Origin of the sequence: Bacillus sp. AFS029533, assembly GCF_002585125.1 — a bacterium.
Taxonomy (GTDB): Bacteria; Bacillota; Bacilli; order Bacillales; family Bacillaceae_G; genus Gottfriedia; species Gottfriedia luciferensis_B.
The window spans coordinates 96,439-115,039 of sequence record NZ_NUQC01000017.1; the positions used below are offsets into that span (position 1 = coordinate 96,439).

14 protein-coding genes are annotated in these 18,601 nt (G+C 34.5%); 12 read left to right on the forward strand and 2 right to left on the reverse strand.

Features of this window, described 5'->3' with window-relative positions; genetic code table 11:
• Positions 1-76: 76 nt before the first annotated feature.
• Positions 77-1,519 carry a glycoside hydrolase family 1 protein gene (locus tag COE53_RS09400; protein ID WP_069032700.1) on the forward strand — a complete coding sequence of 481 codons (1,443 nt, stop codon included), beginning with the start codon at positions 77-79 and terminating at the stop codon, positions 1,517-1,519.
• Positions 1,520-1,607: 88 nt separating this feature from the next.
• Here the strand turns inward: COE53_RS09400 and COE53_RS09405 are convergent, their stop codons facing one another.
• Positions 1,608-3,041 (reverse strand): APC family permease, encoded by a 1,434-nt coding sequence (locus COE53_RS09405; protein WP_069032701.1) that lies wholly within the window; start codon positions 3,039-3,041, stop codon positions 1,608-1,610.
• A gap of 528 nt (positions 3,042-3,569) precedes the next feature.
• Between COE53_RS09405 and COE53_RS09410 the strand changes: the two genes are divergently transcribed.
• The 5 genes from COE53_RS09410 (at position 3,570) to COE53_RS09430 (ending at position 9,654) form a co-directional block, all read left to right on the forward strand.
• Entirely contained in the window at positions 3,570-4,907 is a 1,338-nt protein-coding gene (locus COE53_RS09410) for an APC family permease (protein WP_069032702.1), read from the forward strand.
• 362 nt (positions 4,908-5,269) lie between these two features.
• Positions 5,270-6,568 carry a Glu/Leu/Phe/Val family dehydrogenase gene (locus COE53_RS09415; RefSeq protein ID WP_069032703.1) on the forward strand — a complete coding sequence of 433 codons (1,299 nt, stop codon included), beginning with the start codon at positions 5,270-5,272 and terminating at the stop codon, positions 6,566-6,568.
• A gap of 20 nt (positions 6,569-6,588) precedes the next feature.
• Entirely contained in the window at positions 6,589-6,873 is a 285-nt protein-coding gene (locus COE53_RS09420) for an SAV0927 family protein (protein ID WP_069032704.1), read from the forward strand.
• A gap of 165 nt (positions 6,874-7,038) precedes the next feature.
• A complete protein-coding gene (locus COE53_RS09425) occupies positions 7,039-7,287 on the forward strand; it encodes a biotin/lipoyl attachment domain-containing protein (RefSeq protein ID WP_069032705.1) in 249 nt (82 codons plus the stop codon).
• Positions 7,288-7,521: 234 nt separating this feature from the next.
• Positions 7,522-9,654: a sigma 54-interacting transcriptional regulator gene (locus COE53_RS09430; RefSeq protein WP_069032706.1), complete on the forward strand. Its 2,133-nt coding sequence runs from the start codon at positions 7,522-7,524 to the stop codon at positions 9,652-9,654.
• A gap of 23 nt (positions 9,655-9,677) precedes the next feature.
• On the opposite strand, the gene COE53_RS24300 is transcribed toward COE53_RS09430, so the two are convergent.
• A complete protein-coding gene (locus tag COE53_RS24300; protein ID WP_286143741.1) occupies positions 9,678-9,812 on the reverse strand; it encodes a hypothetical protein in 135 nt (44 codons plus the stop codon).
• Positions 9,813-10,075: 263 nt separating this feature from the next.
• Between COE53_RS24300 and COE53_RS09435 the strand changes: the two genes are divergently transcribed.
• The 6 genes from COE53_RS09435 (at position 10,076) to COE53_RS09460 (ending at position 18,445) form a co-directional block, all read left to right on the forward strand.
• A complete protein-coding gene (locus COE53_RS09435) occupies positions 10,076-11,569 on the forward strand; it encodes an aldehyde dehydrogenase family protein (RefSeq protein WP_069032707.1) in 1,494 nt (497 codons plus the stop codon).
• Positions 11,570-11,640: 71 nt separating this feature from the next.
• Positions 11,641-13,011, forward strand: coding sequence for a putrescine aminotransferase (locus tag COE53_RS09440; protein WP_069032708.1), 1,371 nt, complete (start codon positions 11,641-11,643; stop codon positions 13,009-13,011).
• An 82-nt stretch (positions 13,012-13,093) separates the two neighbouring features.
• Complete coding sequence (gene gabT / locus COE53_RS09445) at positions 13,094-14,464, forward strand: 4-aminobutyrate--2-oxoglutarate transaminase (protein ID WP_098947884.1); 1,371 nt, start codon at positions 13,094-13,096, stop codon at positions 14,462-14,464.
• Positions 14,461-15,918 carry an NAD-dependent succinate-semialdehyde dehydrogenase gene (locus tag COE53_RS09450; protein WP_069032710.1) on the forward strand — a complete coding sequence of 486 codons (1,458 nt, stop codon included), beginning with the start codon at positions 14,461-14,463 and terminating at the stop codon, positions 15,916-15,918. Before gabT ends, COE53_RS09450 begins: the two co-directional genes overlap by 4 nt.
• 111 nt (positions 15,919-16,029) lie before the next feature.
• Positions 16,030-17,214 (forward strand): CaiB/BaiF CoA transferase family protein, encoded by a 1,185-nt coding sequence (locus COE53_RS09455; protein WP_069032711.1) that lies wholly within the window; start codon positions 16,030-16,032, stop codon positions 17,212-17,214.
• Positions 17,215-17,227: 13 nt separating this feature from the next.
• Positions 17,228-18,445, forward strand: a complete 1,218-nt coding sequence (locus tag COE53_RS09460) for an acyl-CoA dehydrogenase family protein (protein WP_069032712.1) — start codon at positions 17,228-17,230, stop codon at positions 18,443-18,445.
• Positions 18,446-18,601: the final 156 nt, after the last annotated feature.

Genomic DNA, 18,601 nt, shown 5'->3' on the forward strand with positions numbered 1-18,601 from the left:
TTAGAAAACGATTCTGACTGCCGTCTTTAAAGTCAGCAGTCAGAATATTTTAATAAAAATTGTGGAGGGGAACATTATGACAAAAAACTATTCATTTCCTAAAGGATTTTTATGGGGCGGAGCAACTGCTGCCAATCAATTAGAAGGTGCTTACCAAGAAGGTGGAAAAGGGTTAAATTTAGCAGATGTTATGCCTGGAGGAAAAGTAAGATTAAAAGTTATTCAAGAACCGGGATTTGATTTTAAAATAAATAAAGAAAAATATGTCTATCCGAATCATGATGGAATTGACTTCTATCACCGTTATAAAGAAGATATTGCACTTTTTGCAGAAATGGGATTTAAAACATATCGTATGAGTATTGCATGGAGTCGTATCTTTCCAAAAGGCGATGAATTAGAGCCAAACGAAGCAGGTTTAGCTTTCTATGATCGTGTGTTTGATGAACTAAAAAAATATAATATTGAACCAGTTGTAACAATTTCTCACTACGAAATTCCATTACACTTAATTACAGAATATGGTGGCTGGCGTAACCGTAAAGTAATCGAATTCTTTAATCGATATGCAACAACATTATTCGAATACTATAAAAACAAAGTAAAATACTGGTTAACTTTTAACGAAATTAATGGTGCAACGCATTTACCACTATTAGGTCTTGGATTTTCTCCTGAAAGTAAAGAAACACAATTGCAGGATAGCTTCCAAGGACTTCATCACCAATTTGTAGCAAGTGCATTAGCTGTAAAGGCAGGTCATGAGATCATTCCGGGTAGCCAAATTGGTTGTATGCTTGTATATGTCCCGACTTACAATTACGACTCAAACCCTGAAAATGTAATGTATGCTCTACAAGAGTCTCGCCTTTGGAATAACTACTGTGGAGATGTTCAAGTTAGAGGTGCATATCCAGCATTTGCAAAACGCTTCTGGAAAGATAATGATATCAACTTAGCTATTCAAGACGGTGACTTAGAAATTATTAAAGAAGGAACAGTTGATTTCATATCGTTAAGCTACTATATGTCTCGCACTGAGAAAAAACATAAAACGAACGAAGAAAGTAGCCAAGGTAATTTAGTTGGTGGTGTTAAAAATCCATTTTTAAAAGAAAGTGATTGGGGATGGGAAATCGATCCAACTGGTCTTCGCATTGGATTAAATCAATTATATGACCACTACCAAAAACCATTATTCATCGTAGAAAATGGTCTTGGAGCATATGATCAAATTGAAGAAGATGGTTCGATTAACGATGATTACCGTATTGATTACCTACGTAGTCATATTGAGGCTATTGGTGAGGCAATCGAGGATGGAGTTGAACTAATGGGTTACACTCCATGGGGATGCATTGACTTAGTAAGTGCGTCTACAGGTGAAATGTCTAAACGTTACGGCTTTATTTACGTAGATAAACAAGATGATGGAAGCGGAACTTTAGAGCGCAAAAAGAAAAAATCATTTTATTGGTACCAAAATGTTATTCAAACTAATGGGGAACAACTTGATTAATTATGAAAGAAAAATAGAAGAAACGTACATATTTTGAAATAAATATGTACGTTTTTTCTATTAATCTATTATTTTATAACTTCATACTTTACACATCCAAATCCTTCTCTAAATTAATACCAATTTTCCCTTCCTGTATTCTAGATCTGAATAGAGCCCAGTAAATAACAATCCCAGCAAGAAATAAATAAAGGATTACTTTAGTTGTTGGTAGGAAATCTTTTGGGAGTGTTAAAATACCAACTTCAAATACTAGCCAAATAATCGCAAGAATCGTAACAGGTAGTCGCCATTTTCCTAGCTTAAAACCATCTGTATCCGGTAAAGTTTTAATTTTAGTAGCGTATGCAATTACAGTAATTAAGTAAATTATGGCCGGAAGTGCCGCAGAAGTACCTATTAATAATGATAGTTTCCCAAAATAGAAAACAGCAATAATGCCTAATACAGAAACTAAAATTATCGCATTGTACGGTACATTATGTTTTTTATCTACCTTTTTAAACACATTTGAAGCAAAAAACACATTGTCTCTTGAAAGGGCATAAATAAGTCGAGATGCAGAAGCCATAATGATTAATCCACAAGCAAAAATTGAAACAATCACTAATGCAAGGAAGAAGTCAGCAACTGCAGTGCCCAAACGTGATTGTAAAATATCAGAAATAGGGGAAGCAGAAGCCATGATACTATTAATATCTTTAATTCCCGAAGTAACAATGATTAAGAAAACAAATCCAATTACACCTGCAAGTAACATTGAGTAAACGATGGCTTTAGGTACGGTTTTATTAGCATCAACTGTTTCTTCTGCTAGATTTGCCGCAGCTTCAAAGCCTACTAAAGTATAAGAGCCCATTACGACTGATAGTACAAATGCTGTTAAATAGCTTCCATTTGAGCCAACTTTGTGAGCAGTGTAAGTTAATAATGAAAAATCTGCTCCTTTGAAAAATAAGACAAAACTTAAAATAATAATAATGCCAATAAATCCAATTACCTCTGTATAAACAGCTGAATTATTAATAATTGTAGCAATCCTTACTCCGTAAATATTTAATAATGCTTGTATAACGATTGTAATTAATACGACTGTTGTAAGAACTGTAGTAGTACTCTTAATACCAATTAAATCAAGAAAAATCGGTGCTACACCATAATCAACAGTAGGTACAACAATAATTAAGTAACATAAAGCTGCCCAACCTGTAAACCAACCAAATCCCCGATTCGTTAAACGGCTAACCCATTGGTATACATAGCCACTTAAAGGAATTTTGCTTGATAGATCTGCAAATATTAAGGCTACAAGTAAATGTCCCACCATAACAAATGGCCAAGTCCAAATACCAGCAGGTCCGGCTGCTCCTAAAGCAAGACTATAAGAGCTAAAAATACCAGTTGTTATTGAGATAAATGAGAATGCAACTGCAAATGAACTAAAAAATTTTAATGAACGCTGTAATTCCTGTTTGTAGTTAAACGATTGTAAAGCATCTGAATCAATACCTTGTTTACTCATAAATCATCTCCTCCAAATTCGAATTTATTTACAGAATTTTCTTATAATTAAACCCATAGTTAGTCCTATTAGATTAACTAAAAGTTTTATTATCGATCGGGTAAAAAATCTACATATTTTCTTGTACCTAAAATTGGGCAGAGTGATAGTTTACCGTTAACAATGCAACTTCCGTGCCAGTCTAATAGATGTGAGTAATTTTAGAGATTCATATAAAAAGAGAAGAAAATCTTATGAGTTCTTGAATAATGTATGCAGTACTGAATAACAACTAGACCAATCATAAAAGTAGATATAAGTAAAAGGAATTTCGTTTTTTCTATTAATACTTATTAATTTCAAAGCAATAGTAGCTGTTCTTTATAACGTTTACAAAAAATTAATAATTTGGCATAAAACTTGCAGTTCTAGAAAAAGACTTATTTAAATATTCAAAAAAAGGAGGTTTCTGTCGGAAAAGTAAGAATTATAAGGAAGTAGTAATAATGGTGTAAGCGCTTAATCTAAAAAACGAAGGGGATATGATAGGTGGAAAATAAAACACAATTAAAAAGATCCTTAAAGTTATGGCAAGTAGTTATGATGGGGTTAGCCTATATGACCCCTATGGTTGTTTTCGACACATTTGGAATTGTCTCTGATGTAACTAATGGTCACGTACCAAGTGCATATATAGTAGCTCTAATAGGAATGTTATTTACAGCTGTTAGCTACGGCAAGTTAGTAAGAGTATTTCCTGAAGCTGGGTCTGCATATACGTACACCCAGAAGGCAATTAGTGGTCACTTAGGCTTCCTTGTTGGATGGTCATCTTTACTGGATTACTTGTTCCTTCCTATGGTAAATGCTTTATTAACTAAAATTTACTTAAACGCACTTTTTCCAAATGTTCCAACTTGGATATGGGTAGTTGGGTTTGTAGGGCTAGTAACTTTCTTAAACTTAAGAAGTATCAATATGCTGGCGAATTTTAATACTCTTTTTGTATTAGTTCAACTTGTGATTATGGTAGTCTTTATCATTCTAGTTATTCAAGGATTACATCACGGAGAAGGATACGGCGGATTCAGTATTAAACCACTTTTTAATGCCGGAATGCATTTTGGTACATTAGTAACTGGTGCAACAATCCTTTGCTTCTCATTTTTAGGATTTGATGCAGTTTCTACTTTATCAGAAGAAGCAATAAACCCTGCAAAAACAATTCCTAAAGCAATTCTTTATACAGCTCTTTGGGGAGGCGTAATCTTCACAGTTACATCATTTTTCATTCAATTATACTATCCGGACATATCTAGATTTAAACATCCAGATGCTGCATCACCAGAGATTGCACTCTATGTAGGTGGTAAATTATTTCAATCAATTTTCTTATGCATTACTTTTATTAACACACTTGCTTCTGCATTGGCTTCACATGCGAGTGTCTCACGTTTGTTATTTGTAATGGGTCGTGACAAAGTTTTCCCAGATAAATGGTTCGGATTTGTTCATCCGAAATGGAAAACACCAGCGTTTAACGTAATTTTTGTCGGTGTGATTTCATTATCAGCAATCTTTTTCAACTTAGTAACAGCTACTTCATTAATTAACTTTGGAGCATTAATGGCATTTACTTTTGTAAATTTATCAGTCATTAACCATTTTTACATTAGAGGAAAACATAGATCATTCAAGGGCTTCTTTTCTTACTTGCTTTTGCCTTTAATTGGAGCCGGCTCTGTAGCAATACTATGGTTTAATATTGAAAAAAGCTCGCTAATAATGGGAACAATTTGGTTCGTCGTTGGGTTATTGTATTTAATTTACTTAACTAAGGCATTCCAAATTGCACCTCCTAAATATGAAGAAGAGGCTGCTGTATAGCAGACTCACAATGAAGAAAAGTCACAAGGAAATTTACTCCTTGTGACTTTTTTGTCTACTCTGGAATATTTTGTTCGTATTTCCCTTTTCTTTGATCATGCATTTTAAGTAATTCAATTTTGAATAATGATTAATGCAAAATTGAATAATTCATGCATTCAATCATATTTTCACTAAATGATTGAATAGGTCATTGAAGGAAAAACACTAAAAAGTTTCGTTCAAAAAAATATACGAAGGTCTTGTAATTGCCTCTCTAATAAGCTTTTGTCTATTTTATCACTTCACAAAATAATGATTTGAATTCAAGTTGGCACAGGAATTGCTATTAAATTTTTAAAATAACTAATGAGGTGTGTAAAATGAGCTCAAATTTAGCTAAAGTAGAACAAAATGAAAAGAGTAGTGAACAGTTAGAAATAGATGATTCCCTTCAGGAGTTTAGAGAAACATTAAATGAAGCAATCGGAATAATGAACTATCCGAGTCAAGTATTTGAATTCCTTAAAACACCAATGCGATTTTTAGAATTTAGTATTCCCGTTCAAATGGATAATGGTGAGACAAAGGTATTTCAAGGATATCGAGCTCAACATAACGATGCATTAGGACCTACAAAAGGGGGAATCAGATTTCATCCTGATGTAACGCCAGAGGAAGTAAAAGCATTAGCTGGATGGATGAGCTTAAAGTGTAGTATTACTGATTTACCTTATGGGGGAGCAAAAGGTGGAGTTGTTTGTGACCCAAGACTATTAAGTATGAATGAGTTAGAAAAATTAAGTAGAGGTTATGTAAGAGCTGTAAGCCAAATTGTGGGACCTACTAAAGATATTCCTGCACCTGATATGTATACAAACGCACAAGTAATGGCTTGGATGCTAGATGAATATGACCATATTAGAGAGTTTGATTCACCAAGCTTTATTACTGGTAAACCTCTAACTTTAGGGGGTTCAGTAGGTCGTGAGACGGCAACTTCAAAAGGAGTATTTTATGCTCTCGAGTTAATTAGTGAAATACAGAAAATCGAGATTAAAAATATGAAGGTCATTATTCAAGGATTTGGAAATGTTGGTAGTTACCTAGCACAATACTTGCATGAAGCTGGAGCAAAAGTTGTTGGGGTTTCAGATGTACTCGGAGCAGTCTATGATCCAAAAGGCTTAGACATTCCATATCTATTAGACAATCGCGATTCATTTGGAGTTGTTTCTAACCTATTTAAAAATGCGATATCGAATCAAGAGTTATTAGAAAAAGAATGTGATGTTTTAATTCCAGCAGCAATAAGTGGAGTTATTAACAACCGTAATGCGGATAAATTGAAATGTAAGATTGTTGTTGAAGCAGCGAATGGACCGACTACTAAAGAAGCCCTAGAAATTCTTGATCAAAAAGAGATTTTAGTCGTTCCCGATATTTTAGCTAACTCAGGTGGAGTTGTTGTTTCATATTTTGAATGGTGTCAAAATATGCAAGGTTATTATTGGACTGAGAGTACTGTAGATGAGAGATTAAAAGAAAAAATGACAGATAGCTTTTTAAAAGTTTATAAAACATCACAAAAATATAATGTAAACATGAAAATAGCAGCTTATATCGAAGGAATTCGTAAAATCGCTGAAGCTTGTCGCTTGAGAGGTTGGGTAAAATACTAAAACAAAAGGAGAGATCTAGAATGATTGATATTATTTCTGAATCAACGGAAAAACAGCTTGTACACCATTATTGTTTATTAACGCAGAACAATCGATATGATTTATCAATTGCCTTTTCAAACCACTTTTATGGAAAATCAATGGTTACATCAATTCAATCTAGTAAAATGGCATTATTATGTTTAGAAGATATTCATTCTGAACATTATTGGGCTCCTAAATTAGGTATAGCTGAAGAGGATATTTCTGAAATCCAAAATTTCTTTAGCATGGTTTTACCATCAAAACACATCTGTGAGCTATAATATCAGGAATTATTTTTAAAGTAGGATCGCTGATTGGCAAGCTTAAAGACGAAGACGTGGGTGAAGTTGCAAATAATCTAAATTACTAAAATTTGTAACTAAGTCGAGACACTTTCTTCGCTACAAATATTACATTCTTAATGTGCAAAAAAAGGAGTGAGCTTTATGTATTATGGAGTCATTGTCAGTGACTACCATGGAACAGTTGAAGAGACTGCTATTCAGAAAGATTCAAGAATTTATGAATGGGAGCCTTTATTCTTTATTAAAACTACAGATGGAATTACAAAAGTTATTCATCAAGGAATAAGTGGCGAAGTTGTTTCATTGGAGGTCTCAAAAGGAGACAAAATAGTTCCTGGAATGGTTCTTGCGTATGTTAAAGAAGATTTGTTTGTTACCGCTAGCGATTGAGTAAAGTGTGATTAAGATTTCTAGGATCTACAAATAACAACTTTGATTCAATTAACGCGTTCTCTTTTCTAACAAATAAAGGGGTGTCTCTGGTCGAATAGACTTAAGAGACTGCCCTTTCTTTTTGTTTTTGTGAAATAGATTAGCAAATTATAATTTTTGATTTTTATGATAAATATAAAAATTCTGCTAAAATAGGAATGTATAATGGTTTAGACATAAGGGGGGAAAGTAATGTTATCAATAAATGAGAAACAAATAAGACCAGTCATCACAATAGATATCGATCAATTTAAAGAAAATGATGAAATTGATTTATCCAATATAAATGAACCCTTTTTATTCTTACGTAAGCAAAATCAGATTGTTGGTTATGTTCAATTAAATAATATTACTCAAAGTAGTAATAAAAAGAAAGATATAGCAATCTCAAAGATTACTAGCCTTTCTCAATCAATTACTAGTGTATATCGCTTAAGTGAGCAAATTTCATTAACGGATCTATTTCAAATTATTGGTGAACCGATCTCAATTGTAAAAGAAGATGAAGACATGCCAATAGGTTACATACTTCGCGAAGATATATTAGCGGAGCTTTTCAAACAAGAAAATAAAAGTGTGGATTTATTAAAGAGCATTTTAACATCGATACCAATGGGAACATTTGTAGTAGATAAAAATAAAGTAATTGTAAATTGCAATGATGCTGGGTTGAAAATGATTAAATCAACATCCGAAAAAGTAATTAATACAAAAGCAGAAACTATTTTTAGCGGTGAACAAGTTGAAATTGTATTTGATACAGGTAAAACAATTCTTAATCAAATCCAAATAAATGATGATATAGGTGTTCTTGTCGATTATAGCCCAATCTTCGTTGATAACGAGGTTGAAGGAGTAATTATTGTTGTACAAGATCTCCCAATGGTTGAAGAAATGGCCTCTGAAATTGAATACGTAAAGGATTTAAATAAAGATTTGAATGCTATTTTATCGAGTATTTATGATGAAATCCTTGTTGTAAACCGTAAAGGAGAACTAATTCGTTACAGTGAGAATATAATTCCTGGATTTTGGAATGTAGATTTAAAGGAATTACTTGGGAAGAGTATCTTAGAATTTGGAAACCAGGGACTTTTTACACCATCAGTTACAAAGTTAGTTTTAGAAAAGAAGAAAAAAGTATCGATCGTTCAAGAAACAATAAATGGACGTAAAGTACTTGCTGTAGGAAATCCGGTTTTTGACGAGAATATGGAGATTGAACGTATTATTATTGCATCTAGAGATATTACGGAAACTTCACGCCTTAAAACTGAATTAAAAGAAATGAAAAAGATTTCTGAGCAATATAAAAAAGAACTTGAAGATATTAAAAGCAAAGATCGTTTTGTTAAAAGACTGATTTATTGTAGCCCTAAAATGGAGCAAATTCTTAATCAAGCAAAAAAGATTGCAGATTTTTCTTCCACTGTATTACTACATGGAGAGTCCGGGGTAGGAAAGGAAGTCATTGCACAGGCGATCCATCAGTTAGGAAATCGTTCTTCAAAACCATTTCTAAAGCTAAATTGTGGTGCAATACCTGAAAATCTTCTGGAAAGTGAGCTTTTTGGCTATATTAAAGGAGCGTTTACAGGAGCAGATCAAAATAAGGACGGCTATTTTAAGCAAGCAGATGAAGGCGTTTTATTTTTAGATGAAATTGGTGAAATGCCACTACATTTACAAGTTAAATTGCTTAGAGTCCTTCAAGAGCAAGAGGTAATTCCGGTTGGAAGTACAAAACCAGTTAAAGTGAATGTTCAAATTATTGCTGCTACAAATAAAAGATTAGAAAAAATGGTTGAAGAACGTACATTTAGGGAGGATTTATATTATCGCTTAAATGTTATACCTTTAAATATTCCACCGTTAAGAGAACGAAATGAAGATATCTCATTATTAGCTTTCCATTTCTTGCAGCAATTAAATGAAAAATATAATAAGAGTTTTCATCTTACACCAGATGCAATTAACGTATTAGAATTTTATTCATGGCCAGGTAATGTCAGAGAACTTCAAAACATCATAGAAAGATTAGTTGTCTCTGCTGAAGATCAAATTATTAATGCAGAAGATGTTAATCAATTTTTACCAAATAGCTATGACTTTAATAAATCTAAACCAGTCATTAATAAAGTTATTCCTCTCCAAGAAGCGATTGATTATGTTGAGGAGCAACTTATCATGCTTGCGATGAAGCAATATAAAACAACAACGAAGGCTGCACAGGTTTTAGGTATTAGTCAGTCCTCGGTTAGTCGTAAGTATCAGAAAATAATGAATGAAAAAAATATGAATAGTGACTTTATGTCATTTAAATAAAAAAACGCACAGAGTGCGTTTTTTTATTTCTCTAAATCCCCTATATTTTCAACATTACTATCAATTACTTCAGTCATACTAACTTGATCCCTCGAGAGACTAATAGCCATGAATATGATGATGAGTCCAACTGCAATGCATGTTCCTGCAAGCAACATAATATCTTCCTCCTTTCATGGTGTTCTAGCCTATGCAATGAATTTTCTTAATATGTCGGTTTACAGAAATAGTTTTAAAAACGTTTAATGATCGCGGAATTTTAACGAGTTTCAAAGATTATGCAAAGTGTAATAGTGTTATGCAAAATTGAATAATAATCTACAGGAGATTGAAGGGAAACCCTTATAAATAGGTGTAATAAAGTTGGCACAGTTCTTGCAATCTAATAAATTGTAAAGTAATTAAGGAGGGTTTATATACAATGGTCGATGTTCAATTTAAAACAATTGATTTAAAGATGTTTATTAATGGCGAATGGAAAGATTCTAGCAATCATGAAAAACGCCCTGTTATTAACCCAGCAAATGGAGAAATCATTGCATATGCTCCAGAAGGAACGGTTGAAGATGCGAAAGAGGCAATTGATGTTGCTCGTAAAGCATTCAATGATGGAAGATGGTCTGATTTATCTGCTCAAGAAAGAGCAACTTACTTATTTAAAATTGCAGACAAAATAGAAGAGTACCAAGAAGAATTAACGAAACTTGAAACGTTAGATAATGGAAAACCAAACCGTGAAGCTGGCTACGATGTAGCTGATGCAGCAGCGTGCTTCCGTTATTATGCGGGGTTAATTACAAAGCCGGATGGGTTTACTTATCATGTAGCAGATCCTATGCAAGCGATGGTTGTTCGTGAACCAATTGGTGTATGTGGATTAATTGTTCCGTGGAACTACCCATTATTAATGAGTGTTTGGAAGCTTGCTCCAGCATTAGCGGCAGGTAATACAGTTGTTTACAAACCATCAGAAGTTACACCAGTTACGCCGAAGAAATTATTTGAGATTTTTGAAGAGGTTGGTCTTCCACACGGTGTAGCAAACATGGTGATGGGTGCAGGTCCAGTAGTTGGAAATGAAATCGCTTCAAATCCTGATGTAGATATGGTTTCATTCACAGGTGGAACAAAAACAGGTAAACATATTATGAAAACAGCTGCCGATACGATGAAAAAAGTATCGCTTGAGCTTGGCGGGAAATCTCCAAACATCATTTTTGCAGATGCAGATTTTGAAACGGCTGTAGATTATGCTCTATTCGGAATTTATGCAGGTTCAGGCCAGGTTTGCTCATCTGGATCAAGAATTTTAGTTGAAGAATCAATTTACGATCGCTTTGTTGAGCGATTTGTAGAGCGTGCTGAGAAAATTAAAGTAGGTCCTGGAGATGCTCCTGAAACAGAAATGGGTCCACTTGTAAGCAAAGAGCATTTAGAAAAAGTTTTAAGTTATATACAAATTGGTAAAGAAGAAGGCGCAAGAGTTGCTTGTGGTGGAAATCGCATTGAAAAAAATGGTTTAGAAAAAGGTTACTTTGTTGAACCGACTGTTTTTGTAGATGTTGAACAAAATATGCGTATCGTTCAAGAAGAAATTTTTGGACCTGTTGTATGTATTCAAAAGTTTAAAACCGAAGAAGAAGCAATAAAACTAGGAAATGGAACTGTTTATGGTTTAGCAGGTGCAGTATTTAGTAAAGATGGAGCGAAAGCTTTAAGAGTGATCAAAAAGTTACGTTCAGGCATTACTTGGATTAACTCATACCACCCAACATACAATGAAGCTCCATGGGGTGGCTACAAACAAAGCGGTGTTGGACGTAGTCTAGGTACATTTGGGCTAGAAGAATTCCAAGAAATTAAGCAAATTAACATTAACTTACAAGTTGAACCAATTGGATGGTTTGCAGATTAATTTTAGGCAGTTATAAGAAGAGACATATAGGAAATAAAAAAATAGATAAAACGACTATAGGAGTGAACAAAATGAGTATCAATTTAAAAAACGAATTAAAAAGTGGAGAAAAAAACGTAACTGAGTACATTAATAAGGTTTTAAGTTTAATAGAAAAAGAGACTGTTACAGAAGAAGATGCTGCATGGATTACAAAGGAAACAGTTGATGGTTTTAGAGAGCATGTAAACCCAGGTTTCCTTGCTTACCGCAAAACTGTTACAGAAGGCGGTCAATTTGCATCTGTTGAATGGTCTGATAGCGGATCTTGCTTTAAAGACGTAAATGGTAAAGAGTATATTGATTGTTTAGGCGGATTTGGAATTTATAATGTTGGGCACCGTCATCCAAAAGTTATCAAAGCAGTTACAGATCAGTTAAAAAGACAGGCACTTCATAGCCAAGATTTATTAGATCCATTACGTGCAATGCTTGCTAAAATTTTAGCAGAGATTACACCTGGTGATTTAAAATTCTCGTTCTTTACAAACAGTGGTACTGAAAGTGTAGAAGCAGCATTAAAGCTTGCAAAAATGTATAGTGAGCGCAGTACATTCATTTCAACTACACGTGCATTCCACGGAAAAAGCTTAGGTTCTTTATCTGGTACTGCAAAAGGAATGTTCCGTAAACCGTTTTTACCGTTAATTCCTGGATTCCGTCATGTTCCATTTGGTGACATTGATATGATGAGAAAAACATTTGAAACTTGCTCTTTAGTAGGCGAAGATGTTGCAGCAGTTATACTTGAGCCAATTCAAGGTGAAGGTGGAATTATTCTTCCTCCTCCAAACTACTTAAAAGAAGTTCGTGAACTATGTGATGAGTACGGAGCTCTATTAATTTTTGACGAAGTTCAAACAGGTATGGGACGTACTGGTAAAATGTTTGCTGCTGATTTATATGAAGTAGTTCCGGACATTATTTGTCTTGCTAAAGCATTTGGCGGCGGAGTTATGCCGGCTGGAGCAGTAGTTGCAAAAGAAGAAGTATTCAAAAGCTGGTTCCCAAATCCATTTATGCATACAACAACATTTGGTGGAAATCCATTAGCATGTGCAGCTGCTATTGCTACAATCAGTGTGCTTCTTGAAGAAAAATTACCTGAAAGAGCAGAAGTAGTTGGGGCTTACTTCTTAGATCAATTAAAAGAAGCAGCAAAAGGACATGAAGATAAAGTTCTAGAAATTCGTGGTCAAGGTTTAATGATTGGAATTGAGTTCCATCAAGATGAAATCGGCTATGAAGTTTCTAAAGGAATGTTTGATAAAGGAATCCTAGTTGCTGGTACATTAATTAACTCAAAAACAATTCGTATCGAGCCTTCTTTAAAAATTAGCTATGAAGAAGTTGATACTGTAGTAAATGCATTTAAAGAAATTTTATCTACTATTGAAGTTTAATACTTTTAGCATGTCATGACTTTAAAATTCATGGCATGCTTTCATTACAGACAATAATCGTTATAGATAGGATGGTGCAATTATGGCAGATCGAAAATTCGTTAAAATCCAAACTTCAATTCCAGGACCAAAATCACAAGAGTTACTTGCTAGAAGAAATATAGTGGTTCCAAAAGGGATTAGTAATAATAGTGAAGCGTTTGTAAAAAAAGCAAAGGGTGCACTTGTTGAGGATATTGATGGTAATACATTTATTGATTTTGCAGGTGCAATTGGAACGTTAAATGTAGGACATTCCCATCCTAGAGTTGTAAGAGCGCTTCAAGCTCAATCCGGTGATTATATTCATACAGGCTTTAATGTCATGATGTATGAATCTTATATTCAACTTGCAGAAAGACTAGCCGATCTTTCTCCTGGTGAGTTTGATAAACAAGTTGCATTTTTTAATAGTGGAGCAGAAGCTGTTGAAAATGCAGTGAAAATTGCAAGAAAGTATACAAAGCGTCAAGGAATCATTTCTTTTACTAGAGGATTCCATGGTCGAACTTTAATGACAATGACGATGACAAGTAAAGTTAAGCCATACAAATATGGATTTGGACCATTTGCTCCTGAAGTATATAAAGCACCATATCCATATGTTTACCGTCGTCCAGATCAAATGGATGAAAAAGAATATAGTAAATTTATCATTGAACAATTTGAACAGTTTTTGATTGCAGAGGTTGCACCAGAAACGATCGCTGCAGTCGTCATGGAACCAATCCAAGGTGAAGGTGGCTTTATTGTTCCTGATCTTGATTTTGTAAAAAGGGTTAGAGAAATCTGTACTCAATATGGAATATTATTTGTAGCAGATGAGATTCAAACTGGTTTTGCTAGAACAGGTAAATATTTTGCAATTGAGCACTTTGGAGTTGAGCCTGATCTAATTACAATTTCAAAATCAATGGGTGCAGGAGTACCTATTAGTGGCGTTATCGGTAGAAAAGAAATAATGGAAGCTTCTGATGCGGGAGAAATAGGCGGAACATACTCTGGTAGTCCACTTGGATGCCGTGCAGCATTAGCAGTACTCGATATCATTGAAGAAGAAGAATTAAATGAACGAGCTGTTGTAATTGGCGAAAAAGTTAATGAGAAAATGCGTGGGTGGGCTAAACAGTTTGAACAAATAGGTGATATTCGCGGAATTGGCGCAATGTGTGCGATGGAGATTGTAACAAATAAGAAAGATAAAACACCAGATAAAGTGACAGTTGGAAAGATTGTAAAAGAAGCTAACAATAGAGGTTTAATGTTGCTAAGCGCAGGTATCTTCGGCAATGTTATTCGTTTGTTAATGCCATTAACGATTACGGATGAACAACTTGAAGAGGGACTAGATATTTTAAGGGAGTCAATTGAAGCGGTATTACTACCAGAATTACAATTGGAGGTAAACTCATGAGCCAAATTAAAGAGAAATATGAAGTCTACCCAATGTATATAGATGGTGCATGGGTTGGGAACGATCATGAATATTATACGAAGGTTACAAATCCTGCAACTGGTGCAGTTGTAGGGGCTATTCCAACGGGTGGAACTTATGAAGCTAAATTAGCTGTTGATGCTGCTCATACAGCATTTAAAACTTGGTCAAAAAAGACAGCAGAAGAAAGATATCATTTATTAATGAATTGGTATCGTCTTATTGATGAAAAGAAAGATGAAATTGCTAAATTAATGACAATTGAGCAAGGTAAACCATTAAAAGAAGCGTTAGGTGAGACTGTTTATGCAAATGGTTTTATTTCTTGGTATGCAGAAGAAGGCAAACGTGTATATGGAGAAACAATTCCTGCATCACAACCTAATAAACGAATTCTAGTTAGGAAAGAACCTGTAGGAGTTGTAGCAGCAATTACTCCTTGGAATTTCCCGGCAGCTATGATTACAAGAAAAGTTGCTCCTGCACTTGCTGCTGGCTGTACAACGGTTATTAAACCAGCTACTCAAACACCTTTAACAGCATTAAAACTTGCGGAGCTTGCTCATGAAGCAGGAATTCCAAAAGGTGTAATTAATGTCGTTACTGGTAAGTCTTCTGAAATTGGCGATGTATGGCTAAAAGATCCGAGAGTAACAAAGATTACATTCACTGGCTCTACTGAAGTTGGCAAAACGCTAATGGTAGGAGCAGCAGAGAATGTCAAAAAGGTTTCGCTAGAGCTTGGTGGAAATGCACCATTTATTGTCATGGATGATGCTAATTTATCAAAAGCAGCGGTTGGCTTAGTTCAGTCAAAATTCCGTAATGCAGGTCAAACTTGTATTTGTACAAATCGTATTTATGTACAGGAAAGTGTAGCTGAAGAATTTACAGCGTTATTTACAAAAGAGCTAGAAAAATTAAAAGTGGGTAACGGCTTAGAAGAAGGAATTGATGTTGGTCCACTAATTGATGATGCAGCTTTAGAAAAGGTAAAAACGCTAGTTGAAGACGCTACTAATAATGGTGGAAAAATCGTATATAGTGGGAATAAACCTTCAGAGGAAAATGGATATTATTATGCACCAACTATTTTAACGGGTATTACGGATGAAATGGCGTGTATGAAGGAAGAAATATTTGGTCCGCTTGCACCAATTACTACGTTTAAAACCGAAGAAGAAGTAATTGAGAGAGCAAATAATTCAAATTACGGTCTAGCTGCATATGTGTATACGGAAAACTTAAGTCGTTCTTTCCGCGTTACAGAAGCACTTGAGTACGGAATTATTGGACTAAACGATGGCACACCTTCTGCTGTACAAGTTCCATTTGGCGGCTATAAAGAGAGCGGTCTTGGAAGAGAAGGCGGTCATTTTGGAATTGAAGAATTTTTAGAAGTTAAATATATATCAATTGGGTTAGACATCTAATAAATCTACTGTTAATACAAAGCGCAGTTGTAAGCCAGTTAAACATTCAATTCAACTATTGTGATTGATCGTTTTACTGGCTTATTAACTAGATTAATAGAGGTGGAAAAATTGCCAGGTGCATTACATGGAATAAAAATCATTGATTTAACAAGAGTACTAGCCGGACCCTTTTGTACGATGATCCTTGGGGATTTAGGAGCAGAGATTATAAAAGTAGAAAGTATAAATAATGGCGATGAAACAAGGGGATGGGGGCCACCTTTCGTTGAAGGTGAAAGCGCTTATTATTTATGTGCGAACCGCAATAAAAAAGGCATAACACTAAACTTAAAAAGTGAGCAAGGAAAAGAAATTTTAAAAAAACTAGTTTCAGAGGCTGATGTAGTTGTTCAAAATTTCAAACCTGGAACAATGACAAAACTAGGTTTTGGGTATGAGGATTTGAAAAAAGTAAAGGAAGACATAATACTGGCGTCCATTAGTGGGTTTGGTAGTGAAGGACCGAATTCAAGTTTACCAGGATATGATTATATCATCCAAGCGATGTCTGGATTAATGAGCATTACTGGTGAGAAAGAGGCAGAGCCAACAAAAGTAGGTGTAGCCATTTCGGATGTTTTAACTGGTCTATTTACATGTATTGGAATTCTTGCATCACTTCAGAATCGAGATCGTACAGGAGAAGGTCAGGAAATCGATATTTCATTGTTTGACTCTCAGCTAGCTGCTTTAGTAAATGTAGCTAGTAACTATTTATGTAGTGGAACTGTTCCTGAACGAATGGGGAATCAACACCCAAATATCGTTCCATATCAAGTCTTTACTGCTAGTGACGGTGAATTAGTCGTAGCGGTAGGTAATGATGAACAATTTAAGAGGTTTGCTTTACTAATTGATGAACCAGACTTATTAGATGAAAAATTTAAGACAAATACTGGCCGTTTACAGCATCGAAAGCAAATAGAGAAATTAATTCAAGATAAGTTGATGATGAAAAGTAAAAATGAGTGGAAACAATTATTAGATCAAATAGGAATTCCAAATGGCCCAATAAATAATGTGAGTGAAGCTCTACAGTCTGAACAAGCTAAATCAAGAGAAATGGTGTTAGATGTAAACCATCCTTTTATAAAAGATCTAAAATTAGTCGGATCACCGTTAAAATTATCAAAAACACCAATTGAAGTATTAAGACACCCACCTTTACATGGTGAGCATACAGAAGAAATAGTAAGTAGCCTAGGATATTCCCGAATTGAAATAGAAGAAATGAAACGAAATAAAACAATTTAAGGAGGAAATAGGAATGGATTTTTCATTATCAGAGGAACAAATTAGTGTAAGGAAAGTTGTCAGGTCATTTGTAGACAAAGAAATTATCCCTTTTATAAAAGAATGGGATGAAAAAGGACATTTTGAAGCTAATATACTAAAACGACTTGCAGATTTACAACTAATGGGTGTATGTATTCCAGAACAGTATGGTGGAGTAGGAATGGATTATAACACATTAGCGATTGTATGTGAGGAATTAGAACGCGGGGATACTGCTTTCCGTACTGCTGTTTCAGTACATACTGGTTTAAATAGCATGACATTACTTCAATGGGGAACTGAAGAACAAAAGAAAAAGTATCTTATTCCTCAAGCACAAGGAAAGAAAATTGGTGCGTTTGGATTAACAGAGCCAAATGCAGGATCAGATGTAGTTGCAATGGCAACAACAGCTGTAAAAGATGGAGATAGTTACATCTTAAACGGATCAAAAACATGGATTTCTTTATGTGATGTAGCTGATCATTTCTTAATTTTTGCGAAAACAAATCATGACTTAAAGCACCATGGAATTTCTTGTTTTATCGTAGAACGTACTTTTGAAGGCGTTTCCACAAAAGCGATCAAAGGAAAAATGGGAATTAGAGCAGGGAATACTGGTGAAGTATTTTTAGATGATGTAAGAGTCCCAGCTGAAAACTTACTAGGTTTTGAAGGTGAAGGGTTTAAAATTGCAATGTCTGCGCTTGATAATGGACGATTCACCGTTGCAGCTGGTGCTTGCGGATTAATCCAGGCATCACTTGAAGCGAGCGTAAAATACTGTAATGAGCGAAAAACATTCGGTAAAGAAATTGGTAAACATCAATTAGTACAACAAATGATCGCGAAAATGTCATCAAACCTTGAAATCTCACGTTTATTAGTTTATAAGGCTGGTTGGTTAAAAAATAATGGAAAGAGAAATACAAGAGAAACATCACTAGCAAAATGGATTTCTTGTAATGCTGCAAACGAAGCAGCAAATGATGCAGTTCAAATTCATGGTGCATATGGATTCTCAAACGAATTCCCGGTAGAACGATACTTAAGAAACTCAAAAGCACCTGTTATCTACGAAGGAACAAGAGAAATTCACACAATTATGCAAGCTGAATATGACCTTGGATATAGAGAAGATAAAGTGTTAAGAAAAATGCTTCCAGCTTGGCCGTTTGAAGAAGTTACGGTTGAAGCGGTAAAGTCTTAAAATTGAATTTTAGATTAAATATATACTAGTAATAAGACTGTCTTTTAAAGACAGTCTTATTTCATGCTGTTGAAAAACAACCTTGTAATTAACTTACCAAATTTTCATAAAGGAGTAGAGTGATGTTGATTTCCACTACAGGATGCTCGCTTTCCA